Origin of the sequence: Lysinibacillus louembei (assembly GCF_033880585.1) — a bacterium.
GTDB lineage: Bacteria > Bacillota > Bacilli > Bacillales_A > Planococcaceae > Metasolibacillus > Metasolibacillus louembei.
In genome coordinates, this window is the sequence record NZ_CP137624.1 from 758,442 (window position 1) to 782,142 (window position 23,701).

Consider the following 23,701-nt stretch of genomic DNA (forward strand, 5'->3'; position numbering starts at 1 on the left):
CAGCATTTGATTAGCACTTATACAGGCCCTATTTTTGTCGCAGCCTTAGCTTTCGTTATGCTAGCTTTTGTCATTTGGATTCCTTGGCTTATTTACACATATCGAAAATATGGCTTTTTATCAATTTCCAAAACGATTATTGTCTTTAGCTTTATATTTTACTTTTTAGCAGCGCTTTTTTTAGTATTACTACCATTGCCTGAAACAACAAATACATGTGCAATGCAAAAGCCAGACACACAATTTTTCAACTTGCGCCCATTTCAATTTGTTCAGGATATTGTATATGAAACCGATATTGCTTTGAAAAGCCCTTCAACATGGGTAGCAATTATTAAGCAGCCTCCCTTTTATCAAGCATTTTTTAACTTTTTGCTGCTAATGCCCTTCGGCGTTTATTTACGTTATTTCTTCAAGGAGCGCAAATATTGGAAGCGTGCCTTTTTATTAGGACTTGGCCTAACGTTATTTTATGAAATCACACAAGTAACAGGTATTTATGGAATATACAACTGCCCATACCGCATTTTCGATGTCGATGACTTGCTGCTTAATAGCACAGGCTCATTGCTCGGCTTTTTCATCGCCCCTGTCATTTGGGCGTTATTCCCGAGGCATACAGATGTAGTAAAGCATGGACAAGAGATGCTTGCACAAAATGCTATAACACCGCTACAAATACTTTTAGCCGTCATCGTTGACTTAGCACTTATTTCAATAAGCAATATGGCGCTAAGCTTTATAGCAATTCCACAATTTTTTATCCAAACAGCGCTTTATGTAATAATCTTTGCAATTATTCCTTTGTTATTACGCGGGGAAACATTGGGCATGAAGCTGTTAAAAATTCGATTAGTCGATGAAAGGAAAGAAGGTTTTTCTGCTATCGGCATTATGCGCCGATTCGCTGCAATTTACAGTACTTATTTAGTGTTCAAAGGCTTAAGCATTGTTAGTCATATTGAGCTAAATATGGACTCACCGTTTTATATTTATCAAGTATTCATCTCACTCGGCTCCTTCGTAGTATCAGTTATACTTGTGCTGATTTTAGGCATCCATGTACTTCGCTTCTTCCTAGCTAGAGGGAAAAGTCGATTGTACTTTGATATAGTAGGAAAATGTGTTGTGAAAAGGAAGTAATAAACATATGAGGCATGTCTAAAAAGTAATTTTTTTCAGACACGCCTCTGCTTTTAATTTGATTATCTTGTCATTATTCAAAAGGGATTTCTTGTACTTCACCTTTATAAGTTAAGCAATTTTTTCATCCTCAAATACACAGGTGTATCTATCATAATGTTTTTGTAGGATATCGTTTTATAATTATTTTGCTCATAAACTTCTACAATTTCTTTCGCTAGCTTTAGTTCCTCTTCTGACAATGAAAAAGCATTTGCGATAATTTCTAATTGCTTCGGATGGATGGCTAGCTTGCCATAATAGCCAATTTTTTTAGCAAACTCGCTTTCTTGCTGTAAGACATCTAATTTATCAATAAAAATGCATGGTGCATCTAAAGGTGGCTGTTTATTGAAGCGCCTTGATAATAACGCCATTTGAATACGCATGTCATTTAACAATGGATTATTTATTAAATTTTCTCCTGATATATTGAATTCATTCGCCATATCTATTGCCCCAAAGGCAATTCGTTCAACCGAGGTTTCCTGCAATATTTCTTGTAAATGATAGTAGCCCTGAACGGTTTCAATTAACGGAATAATATTTGGAGCTACGGATTGCTTTACTAATAAATTTTCAATTATTTTTACTTGCTTTGCGTCCTCACATTTTGAGAGAATAATCCCTTTAAATAACTCGATGCTTATTTTATTTAAATCATCCTCATATAAAAGACTATCAATTGAATTGATTCTTAAATAAATATCTTTTGAGGTAGGATGATTCGTCATAAAATCTTGCACGTTTTTCCTCGTTTCAGATTTTTCAGCAAGAGGTACAGCATCTTCTAAATCAATAATAAAATAGTCAGCCTGTAGCTGCGCATCAATTTTTTTTAATGCCCTCGCATTGTTTCCAGGGATAAATAACCAACTAGTGATTATCATACACCTCCGTTCGATAACGCTCTTTAATTTCTGCTGTGTGCTGCCCCAAGCTCGGAATATCACCCCATGCTGTGACAATATTATTAAAGTTCATTGGCGATTTTAACATTTGAATTGCCCCTACCTCTGAAGGAACAGGTGCCCATCTATTATAAAATGCAAGCTGCGGATGATTAATTAAACCTTTTACGCTATTAAAGTTAGCATTCGCTATGCGGTAGTCCTCAAGTAATTTTTCTAAGTCTGCCTTTTGATAATCGCGTGTAATTTCTTCAATAATTCCCTTTAATTCCTCTTTATTCATTACACGATCTGAATTTGTTGCGAACTTTGAATGATTAATTAAGCTCTTATCCTTTAAAATTTCTTCACAAAAGATTTTCCACTCATCATTGTTTTGAATTGCAATAAACAGCTTTTCTTTATTCTGTACTGTGAAAGGACCGTATGGATAAATTGTGGCATGGTCAACGCCGCTTCGCTTCGGCTCTTCCCCACTATACGTATAATAGATTGGGAAGCTCATCCATTCTGCAATTGCTTCTAGCATTGAAATTTCTATAATCGTGCCCTGCCCTGTGTTACCACGATTAATAATTGCTGCTAAAATGGAAGTAAAAGCGTACATACCACTAGCAATATCAACAATGGCAATGCCTGTTTTCGCTGGTGCATCAGGTGTGCCTGTTATATTTAACACACCTGCCTCTGATTGTACGAGAAGATCATACGCTTTTTTATGACTGTATGGACCATCCTTGCCATAGCCTGAAATGCTACAAATGATTAAATGAGGATATTTTTCATGCAAACTTTGCACATTTAATCCTAAGCGATCTAAAGCACCAGGACCTAAATTATTTAGTAACACATCGGAATCCTTTAAAATGGCATGTAACAATTGGATATTCTTTTTATCCTTTAAATCTAATTCAACTGATTTCTTTCCACGGTTGAGCCAAACAAAATTGCTGGACATACCGTTTGCAGCCTTGTCATAATGTCTAGCAAAATCACCTGTATTCGGCTTTTCAATTTTAATAATTTCTGCCCCAAGATCTGCTAATTGTCTGCTTGCAAATGGGGCTGCTACAGCATGCTCCAGTGATACAACTTTTATGTTTTGTAAAGGCATAATGAGCGAACCCTCCTTAATCTAAAATAACGAGTGGCTTAATCTCTTTAAATGCTTTCATATTTTTTAACGCTTCATTAATATCCTTCAATGGATATTCGTTTGTAATCAGCTTTTCAAATGGGACTTCATGCTGATACTTTTCAACAAAGCAAAGCGCCTGATAATAATGACTTATATCACCAGAATATGAGCCGATTAATGTTAAATTTTTTGCTGTAATCAATGAAGGCATAATTTCTACTTTACCAGACCCTAGCTGTCCAACAATTACGTACTTTCCATTTTTACGAATATACTGTAGCCCTTCCTCAACCGCTCCTGGGAATCCAGAGTATTCCATTACAATATCTGCACCTAGATGATTTGTTACTTCATTAATTTTAGCTTGACGCTCTTCAGTTGTTCGCACTTCAGCAATGTCAATAATATAGTCAGCACCCATATCTTTCGCTAGCTCTAAGCGCTCTTTAGGCCCTCCGATAGCAATGACATTTTTAGCCCCTGCTTTTTTAGCAACACAAATTGCTAGCAAGCCTAAAGGGCCTGTCCCTTGAATCACGATATTGTCCTCTGAGCTTATTTTCCCTAATTGGTTGAAGCTGTTCATAACAGAGCGAAATGCACAGCTACACAAGCTAGCTAACTTTGAGCTCACAGTTGCCGGAACCTTCACACGCCCAGAATTCGGTAAAATATAACCATACTCACTAAAGCCACCCATTAAATACGGGTATTTTTCCATTGTTTCATACATATATTGGCGGCGATGTGTACAAAGCGTTGGCTTTTTTTCAACCGTACAATAATAACAGGTACCACAATCTCCATGCGCCCAAATTACTCGATCTCCAACCTTCAGTTCATTGCCGAGAGAGTCTACCTCAACTCCAGCACCTAATTTAATAATTTCGCCAACCATTTCATGACCAAGAATGACAGGTAGATCTACCTTTAAATTCAATTCACCTTGCCATAAATGAACATCTGTACCACAGATTGATGAAATTTTATTTTTTACTAGTATTGCGTTTTCTTCAATTTTTTCTGGAATTGGTACATCCTCAATTTGAAGGTCTTCTCCAAATTTTCTTAATACCGCCGCCTTTGAATATTTAGGAATCATTTTCTACACCATCCTACTCTGCTATATCTACCATTATTGTTTTTATTTCAATATACTCATGAATTGCTTCTGTGCCATTTTCGCGTCCAATTCCACTCATCTTATAGCCACCATAAGGTACACTCCAATGAATCTTTCTATAATTATTAATCCATACTGTGCCGCTTTGTAGCTGGTCTGCCACACGATGGGCCCTCGAAATGTTTGTAGACCATAGACCAGCCGTTAAGCCATACTTTGTTTCGTTTGCCATCTCTACCACTTGTTCTTCTGTTTCAAATGGTAAAACGGCTAAGATGGGCCCAAACACTTCTTCTTGACATAAATACGAATCATTTTGCACATTTGTGACAATCGTTGGTGAGAAGTAATAGCCATCCTCATTCCCATCAATCGTTAATCGTTGTCCACCAAATTCAATTTTTCCGCCATCCTGCTTTGTTTTCTCAACAAAATCATGTAATTTTTCCAGCTGCAGCTTATTCGCAATTGGGCCCATTTTAGCATTTTCATCAAACGGATTTGCTACTGTTAGCTGCTTGGTTTTTTCGATAATTTTCTTAAGGCATTCCTCATAAATTGAAGCTTCAATAAACACTCTGGAGCCCGCTGCACATGTTTGACCTGCATTAATAAAAATCCCTCTCACAGCTGCGTTAGTTGCCTTTTCAATATCAGCATCCGCAAAAATAATATGCGGTGCTTTTCCACCTAATTCAAAAGTGACCTTTTTCAATGTATCGCTCGCCTGCTTCGAAATATGGATTGCAGTATTTGTCGAGCCAGTAAAGGCAACTTTATCAATCTCTTGATGTGAGGAAAGTGTTTTTGCTACCTCAATATCTCCCGTTACGATATTGACAACACCAGGTGGGAATCCCGCTTCTACAATTAAATGAGCAAATAATAATGCAGAGGCTGATGTGTCAATTGCTGGCTTTAAAACAACCGTATTGCGTGCAGCTAATGCTGGTCCAATTTTCCAAGCTAACATGAGCAAAGGAGAATTCCATGGCACAATCGCACCGATTACCCCAATTGGCTCTTTCTTGATATAACTAAAGACGTTTTTACTCACTTCCACATACTCGCCACGCAGTTGCCCTGCAATTCCTGCGTAATAGTACAGCCATTCAGCTACCATCGGTATTTCATTATTCACTAGCTCGCTATATAGCTTGCCGTTACCCATGCATTCAATTTTAGATAGCTCTTCCTTATTTTCTAGAACAAGATCTCCTAGCTTTCTTAGTAGTCGACTTACCTCTACTAATTCGGTATTTTTCCATTGAGGAAAGGCTGTACGTGCAGCTTTAATCGCACGCTCTGTTTCTTGCTCTGAAGCATACGGAATTTCTGCCCATTCCTCACCGTTCATTGGACTAATAATTTTTTTATAATTTGCTGTTACTACAAACTCATTATTAACAAATATACCTGCGTATTTTTTCATATTAATCCTCCTAACTTAGTCAAATGCCATTTCAAAAACAGTTAACAAATCTTTCTCATCCATCTGTCTAGGGTTAATATTCATCAGCCTTGTAATGCCCATTGTCTCCTTTGCCATTGCAGGTAAATCTTCTCGTACTATACCTAGCTGCTGTAATTTTGTTGGTAGATTGATTTGCTCTAACAACTCGATAAAATAATCGAATATTTCGCTATTTTTATCTAAACCTTTAGATTCTTTAACACAAATTCTGTGTAGTTCCATAAATTTACTCAGATTTGAGGAAAAATTATATTTAATTGCATATGGCAGCATCAAACCAGTTATTTCTCCATGTGGTGAGGGGGCACGACCTGCAATTGCATAAGCAGCAGCATGTGCCATCGATGTTCCTGCATTTGAAAAGGCTAGACCAGCTAATAAACTCCCTAAAAGCATTTGATGACGTGCTTCATAATTTTGCCCATTAGTCACAGCCTCAACTAAATTCTCTGTAATTAATCGGATTGCTTTCTCTGCAAACATATTTGACATCATTGTAGCTCCTCTAAAGTCCGCTACATAATCCTCAGGGAAGCTTGAAAAATCTTTAGCAGTGAATGCTTCAACTGCGTGAACTAATGCGTCAATACCAGAGCAAGCTGTTACTCTTGGTGGCATTCCCATCGTTAATAATGGATCTAAAATAGCAAATTGCGGCTTAATCTTTTCACTCGATATACCCACCTTAAGATGCTTATCAATATCATTTACCACTGCCACACCAGTAACCTCAGATCCTGTTCCAGATGTCGTTGGAATCGCAATAATTGGTGTAACCTCAAAATCAATTGGATTGTTATAAAAATAAGCTAGAGGCTGCTTTGTTTTCAGCATAAACGAAACCATCTTTGCTAAATCAATACAGCTACCTCCACCTAAGCCAATAACTACATAAACCTCTTTATCAAGATATTGCGCCAATACCTCCTCGACATCTGAATTCGTTGGCTCTGGCTTCGCTTCATCATAGACTTCATAAGGTATCGCATAGCGTGTAAGCTTTTCTTCCAGCTTTTGAAGGATACCTGAGGCTTTAATACCTTGATCCGTTATAATAAGCGTCTTCTTTTGCTCATATTTTTGATAAATACGCTCTAATTCATTCAATGACTCCTTGCCGAAGAAAATATTCCCCGGAAACTTATATTGCCAATAAGCTTTCATTTATGCACCTTCTCTATTTATTTTATAAGAACCATGTTGTTAAAAATGGCACATATGCCACGATGAATAAAACGACTACTGAAATCAATAAAAATTTCCATGTGTTTGGAATCATTTCCATGACAGAGCAGTTATTTACTTTTGCTGAAACAAAGACGTTTGCTGCTAATGGTGGTGTTAACAAGCCAATTTCAATTGTCGTAACTAAAATAATGCCAAAGTGAATTGGATTAATATCAAATGTGATGGCTGCCGGCGCTAGTAGCACAGCCATTAATAAGACAGCTGCATTCGTTTCCATAAACATACCTACAACAAATAAAATAATAATCATAATGAATATAAACACATATTTATTGTCTGTAATATTAATTGCAACCTCTGTAATCATTTGTGGGATTTGCTCTAACGTAATCATATAATTGAACAAATTACTAAAAGCGATAATACCCAAAATGGCCGCTGAAGAAATTGCTGCTAATTTAAACGGCTGGAAGATTTTTTTGATTGCTAGCTTTTTCGTCACAATCGCTAAAACTAATCCGTATAAGCAGGCCACTGCCGCTGCCTCTGTTGGTGTAAAAATACCGCTGTAAATACCGCCTAATACGATAAACGGCATAAATAATGCAGGAATTGATTTCACGAATGTTTTTCCTAAAGATTCTGTATTTTCCATTTTTGCAGCATCCGAGGATACAATACTATTGTTCGGGTTATATACTTGTTTCAATAAGATTTTATGAAGTATTAAATATGCGATAACAAAGCAAACCCCTGGTACAATTGAAGCGATAAATAAATCAGCAATTGACACCCCTACTGTAGCGCCGTATAAAATTAATGGTATTGAAGGCGGAATAAAAACACCTAATAGACCAGCAGCTGCAATAAGCGAAGCTGTATAACCTTTGTCATAGCCTCTTTCCACCATCTTTTGCCCAATAGAGCTACCAATTGCCGAGACAGTCGCAACGGAAGAGCCAGTAATTGCTCCTAAAAAGGCACTTGCTAAAACAGTTACATAGCCTAAGCTTCCATATACCTTTTTCAACAGCTTTTCCGATAAGTCGATTAATTGTGAAATGATGCTACCCTGTGACATAATTTGACCAGCTAAAATAAATAGTGGTATCGCTAATAAAGCAAAGGAAGAAACTGCTTGATTTGATAACGATGCAAAGGAGGCAGATGGTATGTTAAATATTTCTCCACCTACAAGCGCACTCAAGGCAAAAGTCAGCCCAATCGGCACACCTATCATCAGTAAAAATAACAATACTAGTACAATTAACGCCATTAAGCTTCCCTCCCTTTATTCAACGCTCTCAGCTGCACAATATCTTTAATAACATTGCTCACACTGTGAATTAGCATCAACAATATACCTAGAACAATCAATCCATATGGAATAGATAACGGTATTTCTACCTCTAACGTCTTTTCTCCACTCGCTACTACAAATTGCAAGAATGTCCATGAAATATTAATGAATAAAACTGCGAAAACAATAATAATTACATCAACAATTAAATGGAAGATTAATTGTACTTTTCGACTTTTAATCATCTGATTTAACTCAATTGCAATATAGTCTCTCGTATAAGTAATCGCACTTGCCCCAATAAATGTAATCACTGTCATACCGATTGCCGCATACTCAGGCATCCCTAATGAATGCCAACCTGCAAGCCTTCCCACAATCTGCAAAATAACAGCTAGCATGATAATAAGAAGGGCAATTGCAATGAATGCTTCTTGAATTTTATAAATGCGTTTTTCAATTTTAGCCCACATTTTGTACCTCCTCTAATAGCATTTTAAAACTGACGGTATGGACAGAAGCTAACCTGCTTTACCGTCAGCTCTTATTATTTATTGAATGCTTTGTACTTCATCCTTCAATTGTTGGATGCGCTCCGCTCCATAGATTGAAGCATAGTTATCCCATTGCTCAAGTCCAAACTCTTGGAACGCTTTAATTTGGTCAGTCGTTAATTCCGTCACCTCTACGCCTGCTTCTTCTAGCATCTTCACATATTCCTGTGATGCCTTACGATTATTTTCAATTTGCCATTCTTGTACTTCTTGTCCTACCTTTTCAAAAATTGCTTTTTGTTCATCTGTTAAGCCATCAAACTTGCTTGAATTAATGACAATAGAGCCTGAAGCATATACATGGTTTAATAATGTGTAGTATTGATTTACCTCTTGGAATTTGCTGTCTCCTGTTAGCAATAAGCCGTTATCTTGTCCGTCAACCGTTCCTTGCTGCAATGCTAAATATAATTCATTAAATGGCATAACCAATGCCTGTACATTAGCCTCCTCAAAGAATCCTTTAATGGCCTTTGAGCCAGGTACGCGTAATTTTAACCCTTTTAAATCTTCTATTTTTTCAACTTTATGAACTGAGTTTGAAACACCTCGGAACTCATTTTCAAAGAAACCTAAAGTTTTCATATTATGCTTTGCTAAAGTTTCCTTCATTAATGTTGGTATAATACCGTCACCATAATACAATTGATCTGCCTGTTCATTGCTTGTCACGATATAAGGTAGATAGTGAAAATCTAGTAGTGGATCTAGGCCTGAAAGAGAGCCTTGATTAATAAATGACATATCAAGTGTGCCTCGTGAAATATCCTGTGCCATTACTTCATCCCCGCCTAGCTGAGCAGCAGGAAACACTTTAATTTCAATTGCACCATTTGTTTCTTCTTTAATTTTATCTGCAAACATTTTAGCTGCCTGATCCTTCACACTATCAATAGGAAAAATATGACCTAAGCGTAATTGAGTTGTCTCTCCATTACTTGCATTTTCTCCTGTGCCTTTCGAATTACCACATGCCCCTAGAATTAAAGCGCTTACTACAAATAAAATAGATATAAATTTCCATTTTCTCAACATTCCATTACCCCTTTTCATTAATAATCTAAAACTACTAATTTTTCTTCTGACATCTCTTGTATTGCGTAGGCAGGTCCCTCTTTGCCAACACCGCTATTTTTTACTCCCCCATACGGCATTAAATCCTCCCTATAAGTAGAAACATTGTTGATTATTACACCTCCAAACTGTAATTTCTTCATTGAATACAAAATATTCCGAATATTCGAGGTAAACACACCTACTTGGAGACCCATCGTTGTATCATTAGCTCTTTCAATTACTTCATGGAATGAACTATATTTTTGAATAGTAATAACTGGTCCAAATATTTCTTCACATACAACCTTCATGGAATGATCGACATCTATTAATAGCGTTGGCTCCACAAAGCTTCCAGCTCGTTTTCCACCTGCCGCTACTTTCGCTCCTTGAGATTTTGCTTCCTCAATCCAGCTTTCTATTCGAATCGCTTCTCTTTCACTAATTACCGGCCCTATATCACCATCGGTATTGTCAATAGAGCAAAGCTGTAATTTTTGAATTTGCTGAACTGCCATTTCAACAAATTGCTCATAAATATTTTCATGTACATAAATTCTTTGCACGGAAATACATGCTTGTCCAGCGTTCGAAAAACCTCTTGTTACACATAAATTGACGGCCTTCTCCATATCCGCAACATCCTCATGTACAATATTTGGAGAATTATTGCCTAGCTCAAGCGTCACTTTTCGGATACCTGATTTACTTTTTATATACTGACCAACCTTTGGACTACCTGTAAACGTATACATTCCTACGTTTGGGTTTTCTAGTAAATGATCACCAATAACGGAGCCTCGCCCATTCACTAAATTAAACAACCCATCTGGCAAACCAGCCTCTTTAAAGATTTCCACTAGCTTACATGCAATAATCGGTGTCAATTCCGCTGGCTTTAATACAACCGCATTGCCTGCAGCAATTGCGGGTCCTATTTTATGAATAGTTAAATTAAAGGGAAAGTTAAATGGCGTAATCGCTACAATAACCCCTACTGGAACCCTCACTGTAAAAGCAATTTTCTCAGAGTCGTTAGGCAGTGCTACACCATGTCCCGCTAATTTTTTAGCTTCCTCTGCTGAGGCAATCAATGTTTGAATGCCTCGCTCAATTTCCATAAGTGCGTCCTTGCTAGATTTCCCAGCTTCACTAACTAATATATTCGCTAATTCTTTTTTTCTTTGCCCAATAATTTGAGCTGCATTATAAATAATTTCATAACGCTCAGTTGCTGTAAGCTCTATTTTTTCAAACGTTTGCTTTGCTACATCAATTACTTGCGTAACAGTCTGCTTGTCTGCCTCATGAATCATCGCATAGTTTTCATTTGTATATTTATTGATAACTGGAACTAATTCACCTGCGAGTAGCCACTGCCCATTAATAAAATGACCAAATGTCTCCATCTTATCTCTCCTCTCTCTTCTGCAAGAGCCTTAAATAACCTTGAGAAATATGACCTTTTATACAATCCAACGCCATTTCCATATCTCTAGTTTTTAAGCTTTCAATGAGTCCATCATGCTCAGAGGTTGCTTCCTTTTGATCAACCGAGCCTCTTTGATAATAAAACCTAGCAATATGCAAATGACAATATAGCCTTTCATAGCTCTCAATTAAAAATGGATTTTCCGAAGCATACATGATTTCAAGGTGAAACTGATTATCATAATTATTAAAGGCTAAAATGTTTGAATAATTATTGTTTAAATCAATTGATTTTGCGGATTCATTTAATTTCTCCAGCTTATCAATAAAGCTTAAATTATTATTTCTTATTACAATTTTTAATGCTTCCAATTCTAGCATTAATCTAAATTCAGCCATTTTTTTCATTGATATTTCATCGATAATATTACTCACTTGGTAGCCCTTATTTGGCACTAATAGCACTAATTTAGAATCCTGCAATCTTGAAAGCGCTTCCCTAACAGGGATTGTACTAACATTCATTTGCTTTGCCATTTGACTTAAATTTAACTTTTGTCCAGGCTCTAACTCCCAGCTAAAAATTTGCTCTTTAATAAGATTGTAAATTTGTTCAGATGTTTCACCATGCTCTTTTTCAAAAGCCATACTATCACCCCTCATAATAATATATTATTTTATGTTTTAGATTTGATTTGAATTAATAATAATATACAATTAATTCTTTTACAAGTCTAAATTTTCTGTTTTTTAACGTATTTTTCTGTTAATACGTCTTAATTACATATATTATCCTCTATTTATAAATAGAAAATAATATATTATTTAAGCTTATACGATTTGGAATAGGGATATTTTGTATATTTTTTACGAGGACTATCTGAAGGAAAAGCAAAATTAAGGCTGCCAGGAAAGCTTCCTGACAGCCTTATGAATGTACAAATATTAATATTTAAACTGCCCCATATACTCGCGTAATGCATCAGCCGTATTTTGTAAAACTTTCGCTGCTGCTGCTATTTCATGCATGGACGCTAAAGTTTGCTCTGTAGATGCTGCAACTTCCTCCGATGCTGCAGCATTCGACTTCGCATGATCAGATAGCTCAAGTGCTGTCGCTGACACTTCTTCAACTACCGCTGTAATTTCCTCAGAAGCTGCTGAAACACTTTCAATTTTTGGCGCAATATTTTGTAAGCTTTCTACAATGTTAATAAATTTCTCTTTTGTTTGCTCCGTTAATTGCAAGCCTTGCTCTACATCTGTTGTTGCTTTTTCCATCGCTTGGACAGATTGCGCCGTATCCTGCTGGATAGCTACAATTAGCTCTGAAATTTGGTTTGTTGATTGCAATGATTGCTCAGCTAGCTTACGCACTTCATCCGCAACAACTGCAAAGCCTTTACCATGCTCGCCCGCTCTTGCTGCTTCAATAGCTGCATTTAATGCTAATAAATTCGTTTGATCTGAAATCGCTGTAATGATTTCCAAAATCGAGCCGATTTCCTTTGTGCGCTCATATAATGAATTAATCGTTTTATCCGATTGCGCAACAGAGGTATGAATTGATTGCATCTGAATAGATGTATGCTGCACAGCTTGTCCACCTTCATCCGCTAGTTGCATCGCATAGCCGGATAAATCTGATACTTGCATTGTACTATCTGTTACTTCTACAATTCCTTTTGCTACTTCTTCAATCGAAATTGCATTTTGCTCAATGCCTTCTGTTTGCTTTTCTGTACTACTCGCTACTTCCTGCATCGCATCTGATACTTGCTCAGAGGCAGCAATGTTTTCACTTGTACTTATCGTTAAATTTTGTGCATACACTTGTACTTGCTCTGTGCTTTGCTCTACATGCTTTAATAGACGCTTTAAGCTAAGCTTCATCGATACGAAGGCTTCGGCAAGCTGCCCAATTTCATCCTTTGTATGAATATCGATAAATGTCGTTAAATCACCTTCACTAATTTTCACAGCATTCGCTTGTAGCTCTTTAATCGGACGAACGATAGAACGAATCATTAGTAGTACAAATGCACCACCTACAACAATAGCAATTGCCACAATAATGATAATGACCGTTAATGTTTTACCAGCTGATTGTGTCGCCTCTGCTGTAAACATTGTACCGAGCATTTTCCAGCCAGTTAATTCATTCGTTCCAAACAAAATATGGCGATCCTTTTCTTTAATAATGCCCGTATTTTGTGCATAAACATCTTCTATATAATTTCCCTCTGCCTGTGTACCACTTTCTTGATCTTGCTCAACAATGTATAGCTGCTGGCTATCCAATAAAGAAGCAAAGCCTGTTTCGCCAATTTTTATACTATTGGCAATATCCCCTAGCACCGCAATATTTAAATCTAATGCCATGACACCCGAGTTATCTGTCATTGCCTTCGACAGCGTAACGACAACATTTCCGCTTGATGCTGAAATATATGGCGGTGAAATTGCTACTTCATTCTTGTTATTCATTGCTGCCTCATACCAATCTCTCGTACGTGGATCATAGCCACTCGGCACTTCCTCAATCGGTGTAGCAATCATTTGCCCGTCCTCCGTACCAACATAAAGCAGCTCCGCCTCTGGATGCACATTCACATATTCATCCAACAGTGCTCTTAGCTCCTCGCGCTTCTCCTGTTGAAAGGAAGCCGCCTTCAACTTGTTCGCAAAATACTCAACATCATATATTTTTGGTGCAATCATATTCGTAATATTTGTATCCAGCATGCGCACACTTTCTTCAGCACTCGATTGCTGCTCTACTAAAATTTGCTGCTTCGCACTTTGATACGCCACCGCTCCAATAACAAATGATGGGATTAAAAGAATTAATAAAAATGAAAAAATTAGCTTTTTTCTAATGCTTACTCGCTTTAACATCGTAGCCTCTCCTTAAATTACACCCCATCGTATTAATGAAATCCCTCCCTGTACCTCCTAATTTTAGCATAATATATTTTCGAAAATAAGCATGGAATGAACGGGAAACATTAATGGGTGATTAACTGTATTACTTATTGTAGGGATTGGAATCAACAATCCTTTAAATAATTTACAAGATACTACTAATTATATGGTGATCAAAAAGAGGTATGTGCACTATATATTGCACAGATGATTGAGAGCCAGCTAATATACCAACGATGAAGAACTTTATATAAAGTAACAGGCACGATAACCTTATTTTGAGAGATTCTGAATCATTCCCATAGAAGTTACATGTGCGCTCCATATAAAGGGAACCCTAAAAAATTGTTCAAAAACTTTGCTATTTCATTCTCAACCAAAAAAATCGAATGCTGAAGAAGTTTTCTCTTCATAACGTTCAGTTTTTTGATTAGCTAAACTTCTTCTATCCTGAAAGTAGATTGCATAAGTAATCATCATTAATAAATAAAAATATGAATAAAATACACAAGTAGAAATGACAAAATAATCTCTCACTGTATAGGGCTTAGTTGAATGTCGAATGCACTTTTTATGTTAATTAAAACCAAGTGACTTTGAGATAATCACTTGGTTTCTTGTTTACTACTTATATTTATTGAGTTCGCTTACTTGGATCATATACTGTACCATAGATCTTATTCAAATTCCCATATTTATCCTCTAAAACAATCGTTATCCAATCCCCGTGCATACGAGGTCCAGGTGGTGGTGCATCCAAATCTTGCCCAAAGAATTTGTATGGGTGGGTTAGATTTATAGTTATACGCGCTGCTCCACTTTCTCCACTCGTTTCAACAACTCCTGTTCCTTTTGCCAATGAACTATCTGTGCCATTCACAACTGACTCAACCACTTGTGCTGCTGTTCTATCTATAATAGTTGTCTCATCTGTTCCCCATGCATCGGATAGATAGTAATATTTCAGTACTTCACCATTGTCATAGGATTGCTGAGCAGATGACAATAGAACGAATGTTGCTTCTACTTTTTTGTCATCTCCTAGAGTGTTCAAGTAACTAAGCTTCACTTCCTCTAGCATCGCATCCAACTTTCGGTAAGCATATTTACCTGTATTAACAAATTTATGCCCCTCATAACCTGAAATAATAAAGTCTCGTGAGCCATTTACTAGTTCATCTTTCATTGTTACAGTGATTGTTTTATTTACATCAGCAGGTAGTTTCGCCTTAATAACCAGTTGACTACTTTTAGTAGTATCTGAGCCCACTGTATATCTTACAGCTTCATATTTATTTGTTACATCTGCACCTGTACTATCTGTGATTGTTAGAATTTCTGGTAAATCTATAATGACTGTATCTCCTGTACTTACAAGATTCGATTTACCTTCCACATTTCGTCTAATCGCTTCACTAAATGTAATTGTAAACGTATCATCATGGTTACGGTAAATCAGACCTGAATAATATGTTGGCTTGAGTATCGGTTCTCCTGGCTTCGATTTCGAATCTTTTCCTACCGGTGAAGTCATACCTATCTCTGGTGCTTTGCCATCTGAGTAGAAATCTTGCCACATAAAGCCTGAGCTTGTACGGTCGTGGTCAGTATAATTACTATTTGCCTTATAAATTGTGAAATTCCCATACGTATCCTCTGCACCTACATATACGATATATTCTGTATGTGGTTTTAAGGTAATGTTTGCTTTCAATGCTCCGGAAAGTCCATTTCCTGTCTTCTCAACACTAGGTCTACGTTTCAATTCTGTTTCCAAACGTCTTTCATCTGCTGGAGCTGTTAATTTAGCATCTGGATTTTCAATTATATTCCCGTCTGTATCTTCAATTCTTTTTTCCACAAACCAGTAATGTAGTTTTACTGTTTCATTCGTTTCAAAGCTAAAGATTGCCTTGTTATCGACATTTTCCTCTGGCTTAATCTCTAAGTTACGGATTAAAGGTGCTTTAACATCTCCGAAAATTTCGCTAGGTCCCGCAATTTTAGAAAGCTCGCCACCACGGTCTCTTAATACCATATAAATAGAATAACTATTGAATGGGTTTAATTTATTTTGTTCAATAGAAATTGGTGGTAATTTTTGTGTTTTTGCTTCTAAATTCGCTGGGCCTGTACCTGTTAGAACATAAATATTCTCTCCACCTATTTGGAACTTACCAGAGCGATCTGTGCTACTACTTGCCCATTCATTGATAAAATCTCGCTCTGTAATATTATTATCTGTTAAATATTGTTGTAGTGTAACTATATCTCCACTAGTTGTCTTTACTGTATTTGGTAATATCATATAATAGTAAGAACCTGCTTTATTTGGCTTGAATTCCACCTCTGCTCGGCGGAAGCCATCAGATTCATCTGCTTTATTGATAACATTTTCTATAGTAATCGTCGGAGAAACCTTATCTTCATGCACATATTCTGCATAGTTACGAACAGTACTTCCTGGAGGTACGGTGTTATTATTTTCAAACGGCTTCCCTGCTAAATCTTTAACACCTGGTAGTACTGTTACACGTAGTGTATCGTTATTAACAAATCCCGTATCTGATGGAATTGTTAATAAAACCTTTGTACTACCTTCTTTATATACTACCTCAGAAGGTATAATCCCTTTATCATTCGGACCATTGACAATAACTGTACCTGTTAATAAATAGTTATTTTTATTATTTGCACTTTCAAAATCTAATTTTTCATTTACAGTTAATTCAAATTGCGTACTACTTATTCTTTCTAATCTCCCGTTAACAACAAATGGATTCTCATAATCAAGATCAGATGTCTCAACAGGATTTTTAGTCTTCTCTGCTGGATCCTCTGAAATATTACCTGATTTATCTTTCATTACAACATAAATATCATATGGTGTATTTGGTTCTAAATCTCCAACAATCACTTTAACTTTGTCTTTTGTATTAGCTTTGCCTGTGCCGCTAGGATTTGCCATAATATCTGCTGTTGTTGGATCAGGAGCTGTTGTAGCTCGGCGAATATAATAGTAGTAGTCCCCTGGCTCAGATGGTGTGAATTCAAATTCGATTCGCTGACCACCGTGCAAATCTTTTGCTGTTAGATCGCGCACTATTGGCGGCGTGCCATCCTTCGTCGTAAACTCATATTCTTCCTTCTCCGAAGCATTCCCTGCATTATCGACAACAACTAAATATAAAACATACTCTGTTTCTTCATCTAGGCCTGTAATTGTGAAAGATGTTGGTGTATTTGCTTTGACTGTACCGCGCTTTTCTGCATTTTGCTGTAAAATTTCACGTATCGTCGGTGCCTTCTTAGTTGCTTCTAATGCAACCCAATAATACGTTCCATCCTCATTCGACGTAAACGTAGCAGTTGCCGTAACACCCGCTGTATCTACCGAGGTGATTGTTGCAACTGGACGCGTTTCATCTGGGATCTCCTTGTCCTCTTCTTCACGGTCAATAGGCTTGCCATCAGGGTCTGTAATATTGCCCATTTTATCGTCATCGTTTTCGAAGTCATCGAAAATTTGGTTTGGCTTTTTGTCCTTTGGTAAAACAACGCGATCAATATAAACATGCTCACCTAAATCAATCCAGCCTGAGCTATTATCTACATATAAGAAGTCGATAAAGCTATCTGTATTAAGGTAGACGCTTTTCTCATTGTTTTTATAGATTGTTTCAATATTGTGCACACCGTAAAGGACTAAGTTGCGAGCTGTTTCGATATACATTGTTGTCATATCCGCATATATTTCTACTTGCTCTGTATCACGTGCAATCGTTACACGACTTAACGTATCGTCAGCTGATACAAATGTATAGTTACGTTCAATGAATAGATTTGATACATATGCATCCTCAAAGTCTACGTAACCGTCTGCTTTGCTCATACGTGCTGAGTAACGTGTATTTGGCTTAGCGTTTTTATCTGGTACAGGCTTTAATACTTCATTATCTTTTGGATTTAAATAGCCATCGTCATCTGGTACATTCGGCTGTGACCAATCGATAAAGCCTACACCTGAAATGCTTGCAACATTTAGGCTTTCGATGCGCTGTGTGTAATCAGCCAACGTTTTACGTGGCACCTCAGCAATCGTTGTGCGACCATTTAGCTTCATATTTTTCACACGTAAATAAGTACCGTTAATTGTTAAATTGCCATTAAAGTTTGCACCACCGCCATCTAATGCGATTAGACGGTTTGCTGTACCAGAGGCATTTAACGTTAGCTCACGAATGCCTGTTAATGTTTTTCCACTAAACGTTCCATCAATAACAGCACCCTTTAATGCGGCTGCATTTCCTTCATTAACAAAAGCCTTTAGTGACGAGCCAATTGTGTACTGGACACCGTTAATGTAAATGACATCCCCACGAATATCGCCCACTTTATAAGATGGATTACCTTTGTCTGCCTTTTCTGCGCGCCAAATAAATGTCGCTAGCTGTGCTCGCGTCACTGTGCCAAATGGCTCAAAAGTATTCGCAGTTGTACCCTTTGCGATATTTAAATTATATAAGGTTTGAATATATGCTTCATTTGCATTTTGACTTGTTACATCTTTAAAGTTGTGATTAATCTTTGATGCCACTTCGAGCTGGAAGCCAAGTGTAAGGGCTTTTGCAATTTGACCACGTGTAATTAATTCATTCGGCTTGAATGATTTATCATTAAAGCCATCAATTACGCCTTCATTGGCAATCGCTGCAATGTATGCATAGTACGGGTGCGATTGTGGTACATCCTTAAAGCCTGGATTTTGTTGACGTGCGACATTTAACCCCATTGCAATTGCAAGAATTTTTGCTGCCTCACCTCTAGTCACAGCCTCGCTTGGTCTGAACGTGCCATCGCTATAGCCGCTTATCACACCACGGTTCACTAAATCTAATACTGGTTTATAATAATCCGCATTGGGATTTAAATCTTTAAATACATATGCATTGGCTGCTGGTGGCAACGCAACAAGAATACCGCTAGATGCTAAAACTGTCGCAACTGCTGCTTTGCTTAATTTTTTATATTTATTTTTCATATGCCCCTCCTTATAATATAGAAAAAGAAATCTATAATATTATTATCGGCTATAAAAGTTATACATTCATAGAAGAACATAAAAAATGCAGCTGACTTTACATAATCACAAATCATTTGAATATTTTGTCGATAAATGATAGAATTTCTCTAAAAATAAAGTCCTTTCTACTCACATTTCCTTTTACTTTATCAATTACATATCTCAAATATAAAACTATCTTCTTATTGCATAAATAATCGGCACTTATATTCACACCTTTTCCACTATAGTAGAGACAAGCTTTTCATAGTAGTATTGTTGTTAAATAATGTGCTTTATGATGTGAATGTATTGTTTTACCCCTCTATCAATTTCTATAATTACCAGGAAATTTTTAAACAAGCAACTTTGTCAAATACACTTTCATTTTAAACTAGCATATTAATGATATTCACTCATTTGTAAGTTATTTAAAGAAAGGGGTTACTATACTATGTTTAAAAAATGGTTAGTCGCAATCGTTGTCGCTTGCTCTATCTTTACTATATCTTCCACAACTACCCATGTAGATGCTAGTACATCTACTTCACAGGTTACGAAAACAAAGGTGACCGCTGCTCAGCAAAAGGTATATAAAAAGTTCCACTCAGAATACGATATGATGTGGGAAATGGAGAAAAAGGATTACAAAAACTTTTATTTAGTTGGACGCAAAAATAATGAGGTCGTTGGTGGCTATGATACACGTAAAGGACAAAGCTTATTTGGCATTAAAATTGGCGATTCAAGCAGCACAGTCACAAAAAAATATGGCAAGCCCGTTGACAGCATTCTAAAAAACAACACAGCATACAAACAAAGTTATGTAGATGGCAATGGCAAAGTAACTTCTGGCACATATTTCATCGACGGTAAATATGTAACATTTTTCTATGATTTACATGCTAAAAACACAGTGCGCTCTATTTTATGGGTGACAGAGAAAACTGAGCTAACAAAGAAAGGCTTCTTTAGCGCTTCTTCCAATGATTTGCGCAACAGCTTCGAAGAATTAGCATTTCATTTAATGAATCAAGCGCGTGTAGCAAATGGCGTACCAGCGTTATTGTATGAATCACAATATAATTTTGTCGGTCGTCAGCATAGCCGAGATATGATTTACTATAATTTCTTTGACCATAAAGGCAAGGATGGTAAACAACCTTGGGATCGCATGAAGGCTGGCGGCATCAAATTTACAGCAAGTGGTGAAAACTTAGCTTATGGTCAATACAGTGCAATTCATGTACATGAAGCATTAATGAATTCCATCGGTCACCGTGAAAATATTTTACAAGCAAAATTCGCACATTCATTTATCGGTGTACAATTCTCAAACACAAATATTCCGTACTTTACAATCGGGTTTTATAAATAACAAAAAAAGTCCAAGCTACAGAATCACTTCAATTCTATAGCTTGGGCTTTTAAATATCTCTATTTAATGAGAGACGGTAGCCATGTAGATAGGGCTGGTACGAATGTAATAATTAAAATATCAACAATTAAAATCAAAATAAGTGGTATCGCAAAGCGTGCAATTCGCATAATTCCAACATTGGTCAGCTTCGCTACAACGAATAAGTCGATACCTACTGGCGGTGTTACTAATCCAATCGCTAAGTTACATACCATAATCATACCGAAATGGATTGGGTCAATTCCTAAATTGATAGCTGGTCCTAATAATAATGGAACGAAAATTAAAATTGCAGCTCCACCTTCTAAGAACATACCAATTAGAAGTAATAGAATGTTTACCATAATTAAGAATAGATATTTATTCGTTATAAACCCTGACATTGCGTCATAAATCATATCAGGTACACCGTTAATGCCAATAAAGAAGCCAAATGCGCCTGCTAAGCCAATTACTAGCATAATTACTGAGCTGTTAACAGCACTCTTTTTGAATACTTGTCCTAATTCAGCTATTGATAAATCTCGATAAATAAACATACTAACAACAAGCGAATAAACAACCGCTATTACAGATGCCTCAGTTGGTGTAAAGTAACCTGAGTAAATACCACCAAGTACAATTAAAGGCATTAAAATCGCTAAAATTGCTTCTTTAAATGCTTTCGCTATAGTTGGGAAATCTGCCTTATCATCACCAACATAGCCATTCTTTCGCGCAATAAATAAAGCGCTTACTAATAAGGAGAAAGTAATTAATAAACCAGGGAAAACACCTGCAATGAATAAATCACCAATTGATACTTCTGCGGCAACACCATATAAAATCATGGCGATACTTGGTGGCAAGATAATACCTAAAGCACCCGCCACAGCTTGATTGGCAGCAGCGTATTCGATTTTATAGCCTTTTGCAATCATCGCTGGAATTAAAATCGAACCAATCGCTGCTGTTGTTGCAGCTCCAGAACCTGAAATGGAAGCGAAGAACATTGTCGCTAAAATGGAAACCATCGCCAAACCGCCAGTAAAGTGACCTACCAATGATGTTGCAACGTTAACAAGTCGCTTTGACATACTTCCTGCACTCATAATATTACCCGCTAAAATAAAGAACGGAATTGCCATTAACGGGAATGAGTTTAACGCAACGAAAATTCTTTGTGGAATAATTTCCAGCGGTAATGTTGCATGCATCATAACACCAATTATCGTTGATAGACCAAGAGAGATGGCAATTGGTACACTTAAAAACATAAAGACAAATAATGAAACGAAAAATGCTATTAACATTTACTTCTCTCCCTTCCCAATCATTTCTTCAACAATACATGCCATAGAGTTAATTAATAGCAACACCCCACCTAAAGGCAATGATAAATAAATAACTTGCATAGAGACGCCTAATGATGGCGCTTTTTGATTGCTAAAGCTGTCTGCCATTGCGTAGCCATATTTAATTAAAATAACAAAAAATACAATAGAAACGAGATGAATCAAGATATACAATACCTTTTTTGGTTTACCAACTAAGCGCTCTAACAGCATCTCAACAGCAATTAGTTCATTGCTTCGAAGCGCTATAGAAGCACCAATAAAAATCATGAAAATCATTAAAAAGCGTGACAATTCTTCAGACCAAGCTAGTGAAGAGCCTGCAACGAAACGAGAAAATACATTCCAAAAGATAATAAATGTCATCGTCCCTAGCATCACCATTAGTACATAGCCCATCACTTTATTAATCATATCTACAATACGTACATATCCACGTAATACAGCTTTCAATATTATTTCACCTCTCATGATTGAATTAACTAAGTTACTGAATTAAGCTAAAACAGCACTTTGTACGGTATACATTCCTTACAAAGTGCTGTTTTCGCAATTAGAATGCAACTAGCAATACTTAATATGATGTATTTTGAATTTTTTCAATTAATTCTTCGCCAAGCTTAGGAGCCCATTTCTCATATACAGAAGTTACAGTTGCTTTAAATGATTCCTTGTCTGGCTCAGTAATTTGATTGCCATTTTCTAATAAAAATTCACGTGCTTCATTAATTTTGTCTTGGTTTGCTTGACGACCAAATTCAGCGGCTACTTTACCTGCTTCTATTACTGCCTCTTGCTGTTCAGGTGTTAGGCTATTAAATGTTTTTGTACTAATAGAAACTGTTGCAGCACTGAAACGATCTCCTAACTCTGCCACATAATCTTGTACTTCAAAAATCTTTGAAGATTGGATTGTTGCTAAAGAGTTTGAATGTCCGTCAATAACACCTTGCTGTAAGCCTGTAAATACTTCCGTCCAAGCCATTGGCGTTGGCTCTGCACCAAATGCCTTCCATGTGTCGATTTGAATTTCATTTTCTTGAACACGGATTTTCATTTTCTTTACATCTTCAACACTGTTAATTGCGTTGTTCGATGTTGTAGCAACAAAGCCATTTTCTAACCAGCCTAATGTTTTCACATTGCCTTCCGTTTCAAATTTGCTGCTCAAATCCTCACCAATCTCACCATCCAGCACGCTATATGCATGTTCACGGCTTTCAAAAATAAACGGTAAATCTAATACGTTAAATTCTTTTACCCAGTTCCCTACTGGTCCTACTGATTGGATTGCCATATCAGCTGAGCCCATACCCATTAACTCAAATACTTCGCGCTCTCCACCTAAAGAGTTGTTAGAGTGAATTTTTACTGTTACTTGATTGTCCGTTAATTTTTCAATTTCCTCTTTGAACTTTTTCGCTGTTAAACCAAATTTCGCATCTTCTGGTTCAGGAATACTTAAATCGAGCACAACCTGCTTGCCTGCACCATCTGCACCTTCCTTTTTATCAGAACCACAAGCAGCTAAAATTACTATTAATAGAGCCGACATCATAACCATTATTAGTTTTTTCATACGATAACCCCTTACCCTTTATTT

At 36.8% G+C, this 23,701-nt stretch carries 17 protein-coding genes; 2 read left to right on the forward strand and 15 right to left on the reverse strand.

The genetic code is table 11. The features are described 5' to 3' along the window. The first annotated feature begins 6 nt into the window (after window positions 1-6). Entirely contained in the window at window positions 7-1,143 is a 1,137-nt protein-coding gene (locus R6U77_RS03650) for a VanZ family protein (RefSeq protein ID WP_319837487.1), read from the forward strand. Between the two features lie 104 nt (window positions 1,144-1,247). Here R6U77_RS03650 and R6U77_RS03655 read toward each other — a convergent pair whose 3' ends face one another. From R6U77_RS03655 to R6U77_RS03710, 12 genes are all read right to left on the reverse strand, one after another. Next, window positions 1,248-2,072, reverse strand: coding sequence for an HpcH/HpaI aldolase/citrate lyase family protein (locus tag R6U77_RS03655; protein ID WP_319837488.1), 825 nt, complete (start codon window positions 2,070-2,072; stop codon window positions 1,248-1,250). Continuing rightward, a complete protein-coding gene (locus R6U77_RS03660; RefSeq protein WP_319837489.1) occupies window positions 2,059-3,207 on the reverse strand; it encodes a CaiB/BaiF CoA transferase family protein in 1,149 nt (382 codons plus the stop codon). The genes R6U77_RS03655 and R6U77_RS03660 overlap by 14 nt, the downstream gene beginning before the upstream one ends. A 16-nt stretch (window positions 3,208-3,223) precedes the next feature. Next, complete coding sequence (locus tag R6U77_RS03665) at window positions 3,224-4,333, reverse strand: zinc-binding dehydrogenase (protein WP_319837490.1); 1,110 nt, start codon at window positions 4,331-4,333, stop codon at window positions 3,224-3,226. 13 nt (window positions 4,334-4,346) lie between these two features. Then, entirely contained in the window at window positions 4,347-5,786 is a 1,440-nt protein-coding gene (locus R6U77_RS03670; RefSeq protein ID WP_319837491.1) for an aldehyde dehydrogenase, read from the reverse strand. Window positions 5,787-5,801: 15 nt separating this feature from the next. Continuing rightward, entirely contained in the window at window positions 5,802-6,992 is a 1,191-nt protein-coding gene (locus tag R6U77_RS03675; RefSeq protein WP_319837492.1) for an iron-containing alcohol dehydrogenase, read from the reverse strand. Between the two features lie 22 nt (window positions 6,993-7,014). Further along, a complete protein-coding gene (locus tag R6U77_RS03680) occupies window positions 7,015-8,292 on the reverse strand; it encodes a TRAP transporter large permease (protein ID WP_319837493.1) in 1,278 nt (425 codons plus the stop codon). Next, on the reverse strand, window positions 8,292-8,789 hold the full coding sequence (locus R6U77_RS03685) for a TRAP transporter small permease (protein WP_319837494.1): 498 nt from the start codon (window positions 8,787-8,789) through the stop codon (window positions 8,292-8,294). The genes R6U77_RS03680 and R6U77_RS03685 overlap by 1 nt, the downstream gene beginning before the upstream one ends. Window positions 8,790-8,867: 78 nt before the next feature. Then, window positions 8,868-9,905 (reverse strand): TRAP transporter substrate-binding protein, encoded by a 1,038-nt coding sequence (locus R6U77_RS03690; RefSeq protein WP_319837495.1) that lies wholly within the window; start codon window positions 9,903-9,905, stop codon window positions 8,868-8,870. Between the two features lie 17 nt (window positions 9,906-9,922). Beyond that, window positions 9,923-11,335 (reverse strand): aldehyde dehydrogenase family protein, encoded by a 1,413-nt coding sequence (locus tag R6U77_RS03695; protein ID WP_319837496.1) that lies wholly within the window; start codon window positions 11,333-11,335, stop codon window positions 9,923-9,925. A 1-nt stretch (window position 11,336) separates the two neighbouring features. Beyond that, entirely contained in the window at window positions 11,337-12,005 is a 669-nt protein-coding gene (locus R6U77_RS03700; protein WP_319837497.1) for a GntR family transcriptional regulator, read from the reverse strand. 297 nt (window positions 12,006-12,302) lie between these two features. After that, complete coding sequence (locus R6U77_RS03705; RefSeq protein ID WP_319837498.1) at window positions 12,303-14,255, reverse strand: methyl-accepting chemotaxis protein; 1,953 nt, start codon at window positions 14,253-14,255, stop codon at window positions 12,303-12,305. 661 nt (window positions 14,256-14,916) lie between these two features. Then, entirely contained in the window at window positions 14,917-19,323 is a 4,407-nt protein-coding gene (locus tag R6U77_RS03710) for an S-layer homology domain-containing protein (protein ID WP_319837499.1), read from the reverse strand. A 475-nt stretch (window positions 19,324-19,798) separates the two neighbouring features. Here R6U77_RS03710 and R6U77_RS03715 point away from each other — a divergent pair, with 475 nt between their 5' ends. Then, the gene (locus R6U77_RS03715) at window positions 19,799-20,722 is read left to right on the forward strand and encodes a CAP domain-containing protein (RefSeq protein ID WP_319837500.1); all 924 of its coding nucleotides are present in this window, start codon (window positions 19,799-19,801) and stop codon (window positions 20,720-20,722) included. Between the two features lie 59 nt (window positions 20,723-20,781). Here R6U77_RS03715 and R6U77_RS03720 read toward each other — a convergent pair whose 3' ends face one another. The 3 genes from R6U77_RS03720 to dctP all read right to left on the reverse strand — a co-directional run bounded on the left by R6U77_RS03720 (window position 20,782) and on the right by dctP (window position 23,677). After that, entirely contained in the window at window positions 20,782-22,056 is a 1,275-nt protein-coding gene (locus R6U77_RS03720; protein ID WP_319837501.1) for a TRAP transporter large permease, read from the reverse strand. Next, window positions 22,057-22,551 carry a TRAP transporter small permease gene (locus R6U77_RS03725; protein ID WP_319837502.1) on the reverse strand — a complete coding sequence of 165 codons (495 nt, stop codon included), beginning with the start codon at window positions 22,549-22,551 and terminating at the stop codon, window positions 22,057-22,059. A 121-nt stretch (window positions 22,552-22,672) separates the two neighbouring features. Further along, window positions 22,673-23,677, reverse strand: coding sequence for a TRAP transporter substrate-binding protein DctP (gene dctP, locus R6U77_RS03730; protein WP_319837503.1), 1,005 nt, complete (start codon window positions 23,675-23,677; stop codon window positions 22,673-22,675). Window positions 23,678-23,701 lie beyond the last annotated feature (24 nt).

Bases quoted from the DNA above. Each gene is read 5' to 3' on its own strand.
- R6U77_RS03655 (WP_319837488.1), bottom strand. From the start codon at position 2,072: ATGATAATCACTAGTTGGTTATTTATCCCTGGAAACAATGCGAGGGCA.
- R6U77_RS03660 (WP_319837489.1), bottom strand. From the start codon at position 3,207: ATGCCTTTACAAAACATAAAAGTTGTATCACTGGAGCATGCTGTAGCA.
- R6U77_RS03665 (WP_319837490.1), bottom strand. From the start codon at position 4,333: ATGATTCCTAAATATTCAAAGGCGGCGGTATTAAGAAAATTTGGAGAA.
- R6U77_RS03670 (WP_319837491.1), bottom strand. From the start codon at position 5,786: ATGAAAAAATACGCAGGTATATTTGTTAATAATGAGTTTGTAGTAACA.
- R6U77_RS03675 (WP_319837492.1), bottom strand. From the start codon at position 6,992: ATGAAAGCTTATTGGCAATATAAGTTTCCGGGGAATATTTTCTTCGGC.
- R6U77_RS03680 (WP_319837493.1), bottom strand. From the start codon at position 8,292: ATGGCGTTAATTGTACTAGTATTGTTATTTTTACTGATGATAGGTGTG.
- R6U77_RS03685 (WP_319837494.1), bottom strand. From the start codon at position 8,789: ATGTGGGCTAAAATTGAAAAACGCATTTATAAAATTCAAGAAGCATTC.
- R6U77_RS03690 (WP_319837495.1), bottom strand. From the start codon at position 9,905: ATGTTGAGAAAATGGAAATTTATATCTATTTTATTTGTAGTAAGCGCT.
- R6U77_RS03695 (WP_319837496.1), bottom strand. From the start codon at position 11,335: ATGGAGACATTTGGTCATTTTATTAATGGGCAGTGGCTACTCGCAGGT.
- R6U77_RS03700 (WP_319837497.1), bottom strand. From the start codon at position 12,005: ATGGCTTTTGAAAAAGAGCATGGTGAAACATCTGAACAAATTTACAAT.
- R6U77_RS03705 (WP_319837498.1), bottom strand. From the start codon at position 14,255: ATGTTAAAGCGAGTAAGCATTAGAAAAAAGCTAATTTTTTCATTTTTA.
- R6U77_RS03710 (WP_319837499.1), bottom strand. From the start codon at position 19,323: ATGAAAAATAAATATAAAAAATTAAGCAAAGCAGCAGTTGCGACAGTT.
- R6U77_RS03715 (WP_319837500.1), top strand. From the start codon at position 19,799: ATGTTTAAAAAATGGTTAGTCGCAATCGTTGTCGCTTGCTCTATCTTT.
- R6U77_RS03720 (WP_319837501.1), bottom strand. From the start codon at position 22,056: ATGTTAATAGCATTTTTCGTTTCATTATTTGTCTTTATGTTTTTAAGT.
- dctP (WP_319837503.1), bottom strand. From the start codon at position 23,677: ATGAAAAAACTAATAATGGTTATGATGTCGGCTCTATTAATAGTAATT.